Here is a 13,736-nt window from a genome sequence, read left to right as displayed (position 1 = left end):
AGCGCGGCACGTGGCGGCGGTGAGCGGCACGCAGCGCACGCGGACGGTGAGCATCGCGCGCTGGATCGTCTATGCGGGATCGGTGTTCGCGCTCGCGTGGCTCGCGACGCAGCTGTTCTATCTCGCGCAGATCGCGCTGTGGTCGTTCGTGAATCCCGGCTCGACCGCGTTCATGCGCACCGACGCGTGGTGGCTGTCGCGCGACACGCCGCCCGCGCAGATCCGGCACCAGTGGGTGCCGTACGACCAGATCTCGCGCAACCTGAAGCGCGCGCTGATCGCGTCCGAAGATTCGACCTTCGCGACCAACAACGGCTACGACGTCGACGCGATCCTGCAGGCGTGGGAGAAGAACAAGGCGCGCGGCAGGATCGTCGCGGGCGGCTCGACGATCACGCAGCAGCTCGCACGCAACCTGTTCCTGTCGCGCGAGAAAAGCTACATCCGCAAGGGGCAGGAGCTGATCATCACGTGGATGCTCGAAACGGTGCTCGACAAGGAGCGCATTTTCGAGATCTACCTGAATTCGGTCGAATGGGGGCGCGGCGTGTACGGCGCGGAAGCGGCCGCCCGCTATTACTACAAGATTCCCGCGAGCCGGCTCGGCGCGTGGCAGTCGGCGCGTCTCGCGGTGATGCTGCCGAAGCCGCGCTGGTTCGATGCGCATCGCGGCTCGGCCTACCAGGCGCAGCGTGCGGCGATCATCGCACGCCGGATGGGCGCGGCCGAGCTGCCGCAATCCGAGTAAGCGGCGCGCCCGCATCGCTGCGTTGTCCGTTCTGCCGTTCGCGCAGGATTGCTGCGTTGCAGCGCATTCGTGTCATCACCCTTTCGGGCCGCATCCTTTAGACGAATTCGTCTATTTCGCTTTGCTGAGCAATATCGGCGAGTGCATGTTTTTGTTGAGCGTCATCGCACGAAACGGGTGCTTTTTTAGTCGTTACCAGTAAACGCGAAAGTCGATGAAAGCGACGTGAAATGCAACGTTTCGCGAATCGAAGCATTCCTGAAAGGTGTGCGCTGCACTGCTTGCGCGCCGAATATTTCCAAATTTTTCAAAGCCGGCGGGCTCGCGTATATTGGCCGGCGCCTCGGCTCATCGGCCGCAATCGAGGCGGGGGGCGGCTTATCCGGCTGCTCGACAAAAAAACATGCGAGAAGGGACGCAACGATGCCAGCGAGCAAAGCGAAGCTGTTGTTGGGAGTGGTGTGTTCTTCGCTGATACTGACGGCCTGCAATGACGACGTGACGTCGTCGTCTGCAGCGAGCGCCGCCAATTCAGCCGACCCTGCCGGTCAGGTCGACCGCGCGTACAACGATCCAAACAGTTATTCGTCGAGCGCGAACGCGTCGCTCGATGCCTCCACCGCGGTCGAAAAGGCCGCCGTCACGCACCATCAGATCACGCTGAACGGCAAGACGATCCGGTACACGGCCACGGCCGGCCACCTCGTCGCACGCAATCCGCAGACGGGCGCGCCCGAGGCCTCGTTCTTCTACGTCGCGTACACGGCCGACAACCAGCCCGCGGCGAAGCGGCCCGTCACGTTCCTGTACAACGGCGGCCCCGGCTCGGCGTCGGTGTGGCTGCACCTCGGCTCGTTCGGCCCGCGCCGGATCCAGACCGGCGACCCGAACGCGAACGCGTCGACGTTCCCGTTCGTCGACAACCAGGAAACCCTGCTCGACACGACCGACCTCGTGTTCGTCGATGCGATCGGCACCGGCTTCTCGGAAGCGGTCGCGCCGAACACGAACCAGACGTTCTGGGGCGTCGACCAGGACGCCGGCGCGTTCCGCGATTTCGTGACGCGCTACCTGAGCGTGAACCAGCGCAACGATTCGCCGAAATACCTGTTCGGCGAATCGTACGGGACGCCGCGCACCGACGTGCTCGCGAACCTGCTCGAGACGGCCGGCGTGAAGCTCGACGGCATCGTGCTGCAGTCGTCGATCCTGAACTACAACACGAACTGCGACATGGCGAGCGACTATGTCGGCAACTCGAACAACGGCGCGAGCCCGGTGAGTTGCGCGGGCTTCGTGCCGTCGTATGGCACGGTCGGCGCGTATTACCAGCTCGACAACCCGAACCCGTCGAACCTGCCGCAGTATGCGGACCAGATGCGGCTGCTGACGGCCGGCAGCTACGCGCCCGCCGTGAACGCGTACCTCGCGAGCCATACGCCGCCGCCGCCGAATCTCGTCACGACGATGGCGAATTCGACCGGCGTGAAGCAGGCGTTGTGGAATGCGGACTTCAACGTGGTCCCGACCTTCTTCGACAACAGCTTCCAGCTGTCGCTGGTGCCGGGCACGCTGATCGGCCGCTATGACGCACGCGTGAACGTGCCCGTGTCGAGCCCGCTCGCGGCCGACGGCGATCCGTCCAGCTCGTTCATCACGAAGCCGTTCACCGACACGATCGGCAGCTACCTGCCGAACGAGCTGAAGTACACCGCGCAGTCGGCCTACTCGGTGAGCAGCAATGCGATCAACACGTGGGACTGGACGCACGACGGCCTCGCGATGCCCGACACGATCCCCGATCTGGCCGCGGCGCTGACGCTGAACCCGGCGCTGAAGGTGCTGTCGCTGAACGGCTATCACGACATCGCGACGCCGTTCTACCAGACCGAGCTCGACCTCGCGCGGCTCGGCACGCAACCGAACCTGACGATCAAGGACTATCAGGGCGGGCACATGGTCTATCTCGACGATACGTCGCGTCCGCAGGAGAAAGCCGACCTCGTGACCTTCTACAACGTGGCCGCGCACTGATTGCGCCACGCCGGCGACGGGCGCCCTCGGCGGCGCCGCTCGCCGGCAGTCGACGACCTCATTCCAGACTGGAGCCTGACATGAAGAATCGTTTCATCGTCGTTGCCGCGGCGCTCGCATGCGTCGGCGCCGCCGCATCCGTTTCCGCGTTCGCGCAGGCGAGCGACGCCGCTGCCGCACCGGCGCGTGCGCGCCAGGCGCAGCTCGGCGATCCGTACGTGCCGCCGGCCGCGCGCCACGCGACCGCCGGCACGCAGACCACCGGCGCCGCGCTGCATGCGCAGGTGGTGCGCAAGCTCGCGCGGCAGTTCAGCGCGGCCGACACGCAGAACACGGGTTCGATCACCGAGTCGCAGGCGCGCGCGGCCGGCCTCGGCTATGTCGCGAACCACTTCCGGCAGATCGACGCGGGCGGCAGCGGCCGTGTGTCGTTCGCCGACGTCCAGCGCTACATGCAGGCGCGCAGCACGAGCCAGCAGTAAGCGCGGTACGGCATGAACAAACGGGGGCGGAACCTGCGACACGGCAGGTCCCGCCCCCGTATGCATGGCGCGGCCGGCGCAGCGAGCCCGCTGCCTATCCCGCCTGAATTCTCATTATCTGGACAACGCACTCAAATATTGGAGACGAGTGCGTGCGCTCCTACAATCCGAAGCACATCGACAGCTTCGGACCCACGCATCGCGCGGCGCCCGTCGCACACGGAGACACCTTCCATGAAGTTCGCCGGGCGCTTTACTCGGTGCATCGACCGCCGCCACGCCGCCGCACCGGACGCAGTTCCGGCGCCGCGCGAGCGGCTTCACCGATTCCGTTGAAGACGCCCCGTTCCATGACCAAGATGCCAGACTCTCTTGCCCTCGACGCCCGGCGTGCGATGCCGGCCGAACCGTCGCTGACCGACAGCATCGGCGCGACCAGCACGCCGCTCGACCTCGCCGCGCAGCAGGCCGGCACGCAGACGCTGCTGCGCGGCCTCGCGATCCTCGAGGCGATCGCGAACGGTGCGCGCGACATGCGCGCGATCGGCGCCGCGCTCGGCACGACGCGCAGCACGACGCACCGTCTCGTCAGCAGCCTCGTGCAGGCGCGCTATCTGCGCCAGGTGCAGGGCGGCTACCTGCTCGGCCCGAAGCTGATCGAGCTCGGCACGATCGCGCTCGAGCAGATGCCGCTGACCGCGGTGGCGCGCCCGCATCTGGAAGCACTCGCGGAAGCGACGCTCGACACGATCCATCTCGGCGTGCGCGACGGCGACGACGTGCTGTACATCGACAAGATTCCCGGCACGCGCGGCCTTGAGATGCGCTCGCGCGTCGGCCACCGGATGCCGCTCGCGTCGACCGGCATCGGCAAGGCGATGATGCTCGACCTCGATCCGGATCTGTGGCGCTCGCTGTTCGAAGCCGCGCGGCGCGCGCTGGCCGGCGTCAACTTCAAGCCCGACAACCGGCCCGAGACGAGCGCGTTCCTGCAGCGCATGGCCCATTACGCGGCCGGCGGCTATACGTTCGATCTCGAGGAAAACGAGGCGTCGATCCGCTGCGTGGCCGCGCCGATCCGCGACGCATCGGGTGCGATCGTCGCGGCGGTGTCGGTCGCGAGCACGATTCCGTACATGCCGCACGACCGCATGGACGAACTGATTCCGCTCGTGCAGCGCGAAGCGCGAGCCATTTCCGCGGAGCTGGGCTGGAGCCCGCCGCAGGGTACCCGCAGGATCAAACGATGACGACTTCGACCCGGCCCGTTCCGGATGCCAGTTCCGCCTCCCCGTCGCTGATCGCGCTCGACTGGGGCACCACGTCGCTGCGCGCGTATCTGTACGACGCGCACGGCGTGCCGATCGACACGCGCAGCCGGGCGGCCGGCGTGATGCACGTGCCGGGCGGCGGCGCGCGTGCGTTCGACGCGGTGTTCGAGGAAGCGTGCGGCGACTGGCTCGACCGCACGCCCGGCCTGCCGGTGCTCGCCGCCGGGATGGTCGGCAGCGCGCAGGGCTGGCGCGAAGCGCCGTACGTCGCGGTGCCGGCCGGCGCCGACGCGCTCGTCGCAGGTCTCATCACCGTGACGACGGCGCGCGGCACGACGGTTTCGATCGTGCCGGGCGTGATCGCGACGGGCGAATTGCCCGACGTGATGCGCGGCGAAGAAACGCAGATCGTCGGCGCGCTTGCGAGCGATCCCACGCTTGGCGCTGATCGTTCAGGGGTACTGATCGGCCTGCCGGGCACGCATGCGAAATGGGCGTGGGTGAAGGACGGCCTGATCGAACGCTTCCAGACCTTCATGACCGGCGAGCTGTTCGCGGTATTGCGCGACCACACGATCCTCGGCCGCACGATGCGCGCGGGCGAATCACCCGATCGCGCGGCGTTCTTGCGCGGCGTGGCAGTCGCCCGCGGCGCGCAGCGCACGGGCCTGCTCGCGACGATTTTCAGCACGCGCACGCTGGGGCTGACCGACCGGCTCGCCCCCGATGCGCAGGGCGACTATCTGTCCGGCTTGCTGATCGGCCATGAGCTGAACGCGCTCGACGCGATGCTCGCGGAGCGCGGCATCGCGCTCGCGGACCAGCCGCTGCTGCTGATCGGCGACGACGCTTTGTGTTCGCGCTACGTCGATGCGCTCCGGGTATTCGGCCATATGCATGCGCGTGTCGCCCCGCATGCGACCGAGCGCGGCCTGTGGCGGATCGCGTCGCGCGCCGGGCTCGTGCGCGCGGACGGCGAGCCCGTCTGTGCCGACCAGTGAACTGCTTGAAGAGGAATTGCCGATGCCGTCCGACCTGACCTTGCCCGCACCGTACATGCCCCACGCCGCATTGATGCGTGCGTTCGACGCGTGTCCGCTGATCGCGATCATGCGCGGCATCACGCCTGCCGAAGCGGCCGACCATGGCCGTGCGCTGTACGAAGCCGGCTTCCGGATCGTCGAGGTGCCGCTCAACTCGCCGGAGCCGTTCGACAGCATCGCTGCGCTGCGGCGTGCGCTGCCCGACGACATGATCGTCGGCGCGGGCACCGTGCTGCGCGCCGAGTACGTCGACCGCGTGCAGGACGCGGGCGGCGCGCTGATCGTGATGCCGCACAGCGACGCGGCCGTGATCCGCCGCGCGCGCGAGCGCGGGCTCGCGAGCGCGCCGGGCGTCGCGACGCCGACCGAAGCGTTCGCGGCGCTGACGAATGGCGCCGACGTGCTGAAGATGTTCCCGGCCGAGCAGCTCGGCGTGACGGTCGTGAAGGCCTGGCGCGCGGTGATCGACCGTGCGGTGCCGCTGATTCCGGTCGGCGGGATCGCGCCGGACAACATGCAGCCGTTCCTCGACGCCGGCGCGAACGGCTTCGGGCTCGGCTCGGCGCTGTACCGTCCCGGCCAGTCGGCGGATGCGACCGCGGCGAATGCGCGCGCGTTCCAGGCCGGCTTGCGCATCGCGCGCGGCGGAGCCGCATGATGGGCCGCCTCGCGGGCAAGGTCGCGATGGTGACGGGTGCGGGCCGTGGCATCGGCGCCGCGATCGCGCGTGCGTTCGTGCGCGAAGGCGCGGCCGTCGCGCTCGTCGATCTCGACTTCCCGCAGGCGCAGCACACGGCCGCCGCGATCGCACGCGAATGCGACGGCGCGCGCGTGCTGCCGCTGCAGGCGGACGTCGCGCGGCAGCAGGCGGTGCGCGACGCGCTCGCGCAGACGGAAGCGGCGTTCGGCCCGCTCGACGTGCTCGTGAACAACGCGGGCATCAACGTGTTCGCCGATCCGCTGACGATGACCGACGACGATTGGCGCCGCTGCTTCGCGGTCGATCTCGACGGCGTGTGGCACGGCTGCCGCGCGGCGCTGGAGGGCATGGTCGAGCGCGGTCGCGGCAGCATCGTGAACATCGCGTCGACGCATGCATTCAGGATCATCCCGGGCTGCTTTCCGTACCCGGTCGCGAAGCACGGCGTGCTCGGCTTGACGCGTGCGCTCGGCATCGAATACGCGGCGCGCAACGTACGCGTGAACGCGATCGCGCCGGGCTACATCGAGACGCAACTGACGCGCGACTGGTGGGACGCGCAACCCGATCCGGCCGCCGCGCGCGCCGATACGCTCGCGCTGCAGCCGATGAAGCGCATCGGAAAACCGGAGGAGGTCGCGATGACGGCCGTGTTCCTCGCGTCCGACGAGGCGCCGTTCATCAATGCCGCGTGCATCACCGTCGATGGCGGGCGCGCGGCGCTGTATCACGACTGACACGATTGACGCAACGATTCGAAAGACCGCACGTGCGACGGCCGCGCGCACGCTGCGTCGAAACCAACAAGCGGCTGCATCCTGTTCGATGAAAACAAGGAGACACTGGAGATGAAACGCAGAACGTTCGTAACGCTGGCCGCCGCGGCCGCGGTGGTGATGGGCAGCCCGGTCGCGCACGCGGCCGACCCGGTCAAGATCGGCTTCCTGGTGAAGCAGCCGGAAGAGCCGTGGTTCCAGGACGAGTGGAAATTCGCCGAGATCGCCGCGAAGCAGAAGGGCTTCACGCTCGTGAAGATCGGCGCGCCGTCCGGCGAGAAGGTGATGAGCGCGATCGACAACCTGTCCGCGCAGAAGGCGCAGGGCTTCATCATCTGCACGCCCGACGTGAAACTCGGGCCGGGCATCGTCGCGAAGGCGAAGTCGCACAACCTGAAGATGATGACGGTCGACGACCGCCTCGTCGACGGCGCGGGCAAGCCGATCGACGCGGTGCCGCACATGGGAATTTCCGCGTACAACATCGGCAAGCAGGTCGGCGACGGCATCGCGGCCGAGATCAAGAAGCGCGGCTGGGACATGAAGGACGTCGGCGCGATCGACATCACCTACGAGCAGCTGCCGACCGCGCACGACCGCACGAGCGGCGCGACCGACGCGCTGGTCGCCGCGGGCTTCCCGAAGGCGAACGTGATCGCGGCGCCGCAGGCGAAGACCGATACCGAGAACGCGTTCAACGCGGCGAACATCGCGCTCACGAAGAACCCGCAGTTCAAGCACTGGGTCGCGTACGGCCTGAACGACGAGGCCGTGCTCGGCGCGGTGCGCGCGGCCGAAGGGCGCGGCTTCAAGGCCGACAACATGATCGGCATCGGCATCGGCGGTTCCGATTCGGCGTTGAACGAGTTCAAGAAGCCGCAGCCGACGGGCTTCTACGGCACCGTGATCATCAGCCCGAAGCGCCACGGCGAGGAAACCTCGGACCTGATGTACACGTGGATCACGCAGGGCAAGGCGCCGCCGCCGTTGACGCTGACGACGGGCATGCTCGCGACGCGCGACAACGTGTCGAAGGTGCGCGAGGAGATGGGGCTCGCGTCGAAGTAAGCGGCCCGGGGGGGGGCGCCGCGCCCCCGGGGGGGGGGGGGGGGGGGGGGGGGTGGTGGGGGGGGGGGGGGGGGGGGGGGGCCGCGCCCCGCCCCCCCCCCCCCGGGCCCCCCCCCCCCCCCCCCCGCGGCCCGCCTGAAACGCGGGCCATATCAGCGGACGGCGGCGTCGCGCGCCGCTCAGCTGTCGCGGCGGTTGTCCGTGCCGTCTTCTTCCGACGACGGACCCTCGTCGGAGGCGCCGCCGATCCGATACTTTTCCGCGGCCCATGCGCCGAGGTCGAGCTGCTTGCAGCGGGCCGAACAGAAGGGACGGAACTTGTTTTCAGGCGTCCAGCGCACTTCGGCGCCGCACGAAGGACATTTCACAACGGTAGTCATACGAAAGCATCGATCCGGCACGTGGCCGTTACAGATTACACAGTGTCAGATGGAACGGCACGTCGATGTCCACCGCGCGCGGCCGTACATCGCCGTCCTGCATGGTGAACCGCACCCACAGCATGTATTTGTTGGCGCTCGCCTCGGGAATGACGCGCAGCTCCGGCGGCACCCGTACCTGCATCAGCTGGTAGGTGCGGCCGGACAGCATCTGCTGGTAGCTGCCCTGCATCGCCATGACCTTCGACGCCTGACCCGATTCGCGCGCGAGCCGCAGCACGATCGCCGCGGCGTCGCGCAACGGCAGCATCGGCAGGACCCACTTCGCGATGTCCTGGCGCCGCTGCTCCGCAGGCCATTGCTGCCACGCGTAGTACGACGGCAGGTCGAACTTGCAGGTACCGCCCGGAATCACCGCGCGGCTGCGGATGCTGGCGAGCCACTCGTTGTCGACGAGGTGCTGGCCGGTCTTGCCCTGCATCTGCGCGAGATTCGCGAGCGTCTGCTCGATTTCGCCGAGCACGGCCTCGAGCGCGTTCTGCTCGATGCCCGGATTGCCGCGAAAGGGGGCGAGCGTCTGGCGTTGACGTTCGAGCTCCTTCATCAGATCCGATTTCAGGTCCGCGCGGCCCGTTACCTCGGCGATTTCGAACAGCGTCGTCAGCGCGACGTGGTGTTCACGCGGGTCCTCCTGAGCCAAAAAGAACGTGAAGCGCTCGAACAGATCTTCGAGACGCAACAGCGTGCGAATTCGCTCGTTGAACGGATACTCGTAAAGAATCAAGCGCGCTCGCCTCTTGGGTAGGGATTGAAACAATGAAGGACATTCTAATGCCCCCTCTCTACCCTAGCAACGCGCCAATTTCGTACACCATCACGATTGCGCGCGATGCTCAGTGCGCGGCGGCCGCGAATTCGACATAGCGTTGGTGCAGTGCATCGACCTGCGCGGCGAGCGCGTCGGGCGTGAGCGCGTCGTTGACGATCACGTCGTCGGCCGCCGCGAGGCGGGCTTCGCGCGACGCCTGTCGCGCGATGATCGCTTCGACCTGTTCGCGCGTGAAACCGTTGCGCCGCATCACGCGCGCGATCTGCGTTTCGACCGGGCAGTCGACGACGAGCACGCGATCGCTGCGCGCCTTCCAGGTGCCCGACTCGACGAGCAGCGGCACGACGAACATTACGTACGGACCCCGCGCTTTGCGCGCGTCGCGATCGGTCTCCGCGCGGATCAGCGGATGCGTGATCGCTTCGAGGCGCCGGCGCGCGGCGTCGTCGCTGAAGATCAGCGTGCGCATCTTCGCGCGATCGAGCGAGCCGTCGGCGGCCACGAAGTCGCGACCGAAAGCCTGCTCGATCGCGGGCATCGCGAGGCCGCCCGGCGCGGTGATGCGGTGGGCAATCAGGTCGGTATCGACGAGCGATGCGCCACGGGCGCCGAACAGGTCGGCAACGGTCGTCTTGCCGCTGCCGATGCCGCCCGTGAGTCCTACGGAAAACATGTCAGCCTCCGAGCGCCGCATAGAAAGGGGTGCCGAAAAACAGCGTGGCGACGCCGCCGGCCGCGAGGAACGGGCCGAACGGAATCGGCTCCTCGAAGCGCATGCGGCCGCGCCAGGTTGCGACGAGCCCGACGATCGCGCCGGTCACCGCCGCGAACAGCACGACCTGCGGCAGCGCGGCCCAGCCCATCCATGCGCCGAGCGCGGCAAGCAGCTTCAGGTCGCCGAAACCGATGCCCTCGATGCCGCGCAGCCATTTGAACAGCCAGTAGATCGACCACAGGAACAGGTAGCCGGCCATCGCGCCGATCACGGCCGAGCGCAGCGACGTGAAGGTGCCGCCGAGGTTCAGCACGAGCCCTGCCCACAGCAGCGGCAGCGTCATCGAGTCGGGCAGGTAGCCGGTCCGGATATCGATCGCGCTCATCGAGAGCAGCGCCGCGCACAACGCGAACGCGGCAAGCGCGGCGACGGTCGGGCCGAACGCCGCGAGCGAGCCGGCGGCGAGCCCTGCGCACGCGATCTCGACGAGCACGTAGCGGATGCCGATCGCATGGCCGCAGCGCCGGCAGCGCCCGCGCAGCATCAGGTAGCTGACGAGCGGGATGTTTTCCCACGCGCGCAATACGTGGCCGCAATGCGGGCAGGCACTGCGCGGGCGCCACAGATCGTAGCGCGGCGGATAACCGTCGTCGGGCGGGGCGCTCGCGGTGCCCGTCGCCTCGGCGATCTCGGCCTGCCATGCGCGCTGCATCATCACGGGCAACCGGTGCACGACCACGTTCAGGAAGCTGCCGATGCAAAGGCCGACGACGACCGCGAACGCATACTGCAGCGCGGGCGGCAGCATCGCCAGCGCGAGCAGCGTGCTCTCGGGCGAATCGGAAACGGCGGACAGGGGCGCGGGCGTCATGAGGCTCAAGGTTCGGACTTAAAAGGCGACAGAATCGGTTGCGATGCTACACCACGTTGCCGAGTTGAAGGATCGGCAGATACATCGCGATCACGAGACCGCCGACGAGTGCGCCCAGCACGATCACGATCAACGGTTCGCCGAGCGCCGCGAGCGCATCGAGGCGCGCGTCCAGCTGGCGTTCGCACAGCGCGGCGATGTCGGCAAGCATCGTGTCGAGCGCACCGGTTTCCTCGGCGACGGCGATCGGCTGCACGACGTCGTCCGGAAAGCAGCCGGCCGAATGCATCGCATCGGCCAGACGTACGCCGCGCAACACGCGTGCGGCGATGTGCGCGGTGGCGTGCGCGAACACCGGGTGGCCGGCCGTGCGCTCCAGCGTGGCGAGCGCATCGGCGAGCGGCACGCCGGCGCCGAGCAGGGTCGCCAGCGAGCGGCACCAGCGTGCGGCAGCGTATCGCTCGAGCGCGCTGCCTGCGAGCGGAGCGCGCAGCAGGCGCCGCGCGAGCGCGTGACGCAGCGCGGCCGAGCGCCGCAGCGCGTGCCGCGCGGCAAGGCCCGTGGCGGCCGCGCCGGCCAGGAGTACGCCGCCCCACGCCGACAGCGCGGAGGACAGCGCGAGCAGCGCGCGGGTCGGCGCGGGCAGCGCGGCCCCGAAACCGTCGAAGATCTGCCGGAAGGTCGGCACGACCCACATCATCAATGCAGCGGAGATCGCGAGCCCGAACAGGATGACGGCGGCCGGATACGCGAGTGCGGCGCGCAGCTTGCGCCATTGCGCATCGGCGCGCTCGCGGTGTTCCGCGACCCGTGTCAGCACGACGCCGAGCGAACCGGACGCTTCGCCGACCTCGATCAACTGACGATACAGCGTGCCGAATTGCGATGGATAGCGTGCGAGCGCATCGGCGAAGCGCCGGCCGCCGACGATCTCGCGGGCGAGACCCGCGGCAATGCGCGGCACGCCGTCGCGCGTGCGGGTGCGCGCGAGCATCTCGAGCGACGGCGCGAGCGGCAGGCCGGCCTGCAGCAGGCTCGCGAGCTGGCGCGTGAAGCGCGTGATGTCGCGCGCGGCCGCCGTAGGCGGACGGGCCGGCCCGCGGACGTCGAGCGACAGTACCGCGATGCCGTCGCGCGCGAGCGTGGCGCGCGCGGCCGAGGCGTCGAACGCGATGACGATCCCGCGGCGTGGAGAGCCGTCGCGATGGCGGCCGCGCCATGCGAAGCGGGTTTCGCGCGGCGGCGTGCGCACGTTCACGCGGCGGGGGTGGCGGCGACGGCTTCCGCGAGGCTCGTCGTGCCGTCCATGACGCGCGCGAATGCCGCGTCGCGTAGCGTGCGCACGCCTTCGGCCGCCACGCAGTGCGCGAGTTCGCCGACGCTCGCCCGCGCGACGATGCGCTCGGCCAGCGCGGGCGAGACCGGCATCGTCTGATGCAGGCCGATGCGGCCGCGATAGCCGATCCCGTGACAGGCGGAACAGCCGCGCGCGACGAACGGCCGCCAGCCGGCCGCCAGCGCCGCCGGGTCGCAGCCGGATTCCCGCAGCGCGCGCGCCGATGCGTCCGAAGGCGCGCGGCAGTGAACGCACAGGCGCCGGACGAGGCGTTGCGCGGTGACGAGGTGCAGCGCGGCGGCGAGGTTGTACGGCGCGACGCCGATGTCGAGCAGCCGCGCGACGGCTGCCGGCGCGTCGTTCGTGTGCAGCGTCGACAACACGAGATGGCCGGTCTGCGCGGCCTTGATCGCGACGTCGGCCGTCTCCGCATCGCGAATCTCGCCGACCATGATGACGTCCGGGTCCTGTCGCAACAGCGCGCGCAGCGCCGTCGCGAACGTGAGCCCCGCCTTGTCGGCGACGCCGACCTGATTGATTCCGTCGAGCTGGATCTCGGCGGGATCCTCGACCGTGCAGACGTTGTGCGCGTCGCGATCGAGCATTTGCAGCGCGCAGTAGAGCGACAGCGTCTTGCCGCTGCCGGTCGGGCCCGTGACGAGCACGAGGCCATGCGGCGCGCGGATCGCGGCCTCCATCGCGGCCGCCTGCCGCGCATCGAAGCCGAGGTTGGCCAGCGTGAGATCGGGCGGCAGCGTTTCGAGCCGCCGCAGCACGAGCTTTTCGCCGAACAGCGTGGGCAGCGAACTGACACGATAGTCGCCGCGCGTGCCGCCGTCGATCGCGATGCGCAGCCGGCCGTCCTGCGGAAGCCGCCGCTCGGCGATGTCCATGCGCGAGAGCACCTTGATCCGCGTGACGAGCGCATCGCGCAGGTGCAGCGGCGGTCGCGCGTGTTCATGCAGCACGCCGTCGATGCGCAGACGGATGCGCCAGCCGGCTTCGAACGGCTCGACGTGGATGTCCGACGCGTCGCGCACGCGCGCCGCGTGCAGCGTGTCCGTCAGCAGCCGTACGGCGGGGGCATCGTCGAGCTGGGCCGCATCGAGTGCATGGGGCGTGTCGGCGGGCGGCGCGTCGGCGTGCGCGGGCGCCGACCGCGCGTGTAGCGACGCCGCGGAGGAAGGAAAGTGCATGTGAGCCGGCACGCTGGCCGCCAGTTGACCGTGATGCGCAGATCATCGCGCGTCGCGGCCAGCGCCGGCAGTCGGCCGTTCGGCTAGCGCTAGCCCGTTATTAGCGTGAACCGGCCCTAGCGCGAGGCGGCGCGCACGGTGCGCGTGCCGCGCGGCTTGAAGAGCTTGACGGTGCGTACTGCCTGATCGTCGCTGCGCATCACCTCGAGCATCACGTCGCCGATTTTCAGGCACACGTCGTCTTCCGGAATTTCCTCGAGGATCTCGAGTACCAGTCCGTTCAGCGT

The 13,736-nt window shown here is 68.9% G+C and carries 15 protein-coding genes; 8 read left to right on the top strand and 7 right to left on the bottom strand.

The window, feature by feature from the left end; genetic code table 11:
* The first annotated feature begins 10 nt into the window (after window positions 1-10).
* From mtgA to JYG37_RS34490, 8 genes are all read left to right on the top strand, one after another.
* Window positions 11-748 (top strand): monofunctional biosynthetic peptidoglycan transglycosylase, encoded by a 738-nt coding sequence (gene mtgA / locus JYG37_RS34525; protein WP_089488161.1) that lies wholly within the window; start codon window positions 11-13, stop codon window positions 746-748.
* Window positions 749-1,171: 423 nt separating this feature from the next.
* A complete protein-coding gene (locus tag JYG37_RS34520; RefSeq protein ID WP_176015577.1) occupies window positions 1,172-2,782 on the top strand; it encodes a S10 family peptidase in 1,611 nt (536 codons plus the stop codon).
* Between the two features lie 80 nt (window positions 2,783-2,862).
* Window positions 2,863-3,264 (top strand): EF-hand domain-containing protein, encoded by a 402-nt coding sequence (locus tag JYG37_RS34515; protein ID WP_050013859.1) that lies wholly within the window; start codon window positions 2,863-2,865, stop codon window positions 3,262-3,264.
* Window positions 3,265-3,614: 350 nt separating this feature from the next.
* On the top strand, window positions 3,615-4,514 hold the full coding sequence (locus tag JYG37_RS34510; RefSeq protein WP_050013858.1) for an IclR family transcriptional regulator: 900 nt from the start codon (window positions 3,615-3,617) through the stop codon (window positions 4,512-4,514).
* A complete protein-coding gene (locus tag JYG37_RS34505) occupies window positions 4,511-5,536 on the top strand; it encodes a 2-dehydro-3-deoxygalactonokinase (RefSeq protein WP_050013857.1) in 1,026 nt (341 codons plus the stop codon). Before JYG37_RS34510 ends, JYG37_RS34505 begins: the two co-directional genes overlap by 4 nt.
* Before the next feature lie 22 nt (window positions 5,537-5,558).
* Window positions 5,559-6,236 carry a 2-dehydro-3-deoxy-6-phosphogalactonate aldolase gene (locus JYG37_RS34500; RefSeq protein WP_050013856.1) on the top strand — a complete coding sequence of 226 codons (678 nt, stop codon included), beginning with the start codon at window positions 5,559-5,561 and terminating at the stop codon, window positions 6,234-6,236.
* On the top strand, window positions 6,236-7,015 hold the full coding sequence (locus JYG37_RS34495) for an SDR family oxidoreductase (protein ID WP_213346082.1): 780 nt from the start codon (window positions 6,236-6,238) through the stop codon (window positions 7,013-7,015). Before JYG37_RS34500 ends, JYG37_RS34495 begins: the two co-directional genes overlap by 1 nt.
* A gap of 111 nt (window positions 7,016-7,126) precedes the next feature.
* Complete coding sequence (locus JYG37_RS34490; protein WP_050013854.1) at window positions 7,127-8,122, top strand: arabinose ABC transporter substrate-binding protein; 996 nt, start codon at window positions 7,127-7,129, stop codon at window positions 8,120-8,122.
* 179 nt (window positions 8,123-8,301) lie between these two features.
* On the opposite strand, the gene JYG37_RS34485 is transcribed toward JYG37_RS34490, so the two are convergent.
* The 7 genes from JYG37_RS34485 to JYG37_RS34455 all read right to left on the bottom strand — a co-directional run.
* Window positions 8,302-8,502, bottom strand: coding sequence for a DNA gyrase inhibitor YacG (locus JYG37_RS34485; protein WP_011544509.1), 201 nt, complete (start codon window positions 8,500-8,502; stop codon window positions 8,302-8,304).
* Between the two features lie 28 nt (window positions 8,503-8,530).
* Entirely contained in the window at window positions 8,531-9,286 is a 756-nt protein-coding gene (gene zapD, locus JYG37_RS34480; protein WP_050013893.1) for a cell division protein ZapD, read from the bottom strand.
* Between the two features lie 109 nt (window positions 9,287-9,395).
* Window positions 9,396-10,004, bottom strand: coding sequence for a dephospho-CoA kinase (coaE, locus tag JYG37_RS34475; protein WP_050013892.1), 609 nt, complete (start codon window positions 10,002-10,004; stop codon window positions 9,396-9,398).
* 1 nt (window position 10,005) lies between these two features.
* The gene (locus JYG37_RS34470) at window positions 10,006-10,917 is read right to left on the bottom strand and encodes a prepilin peptidase (protein ID WP_050013891.1); all 912 of its coding nucleotides are present in this window, start codon (window positions 10,915-10,917) and stop codon (window positions 10,006-10,008) included.
* A gap of 46 nt (window positions 10,918-10,963) precedes the next feature.
* Entirely contained in the window at window positions 10,964-12,175 is a 1,212-nt protein-coding gene (locus tag JYG37_RS34465; protein WP_213347122.1) for a type II secretion system F family protein, read from the bottom strand.
* Entirely contained in the window at window positions 12,172-13,449 is a 1,278-nt protein-coding gene (locus JYG37_RS34460) for a GspE/PulE family protein (RefSeq protein ID WP_124630571.1), read from the bottom strand. The genes JYG37_RS34465 and JYG37_RS34460 overlap by 4 nt, the downstream gene beginning before the upstream one ends.
* Before the next feature lie 116 nt (window positions 13,450-13,565).
* Window positions 13,566-13,736 (bottom strand): transporter associated domain-containing protein (locus JYG37_RS34455; RefSeq protein WP_283813280.1); only part of this gene is annotated, 171 nt, incomplete at its 5' end.

Source organism: Burkholderia sp. LAS2, assembly GCF_018417615.1.
Taxonomy (GTDB): domain Bacteria; phylum Pseudomonadota; class Gammaproteobacteria; order Burkholderiales; family Burkholderiaceae; genus Burkholderia; species Burkholderia sola.
The sequence above is the reverse complement of the archived record's forward strand: the minus strand, read 5'-3'. Positions and strand labels throughout refer to the sequence as shown.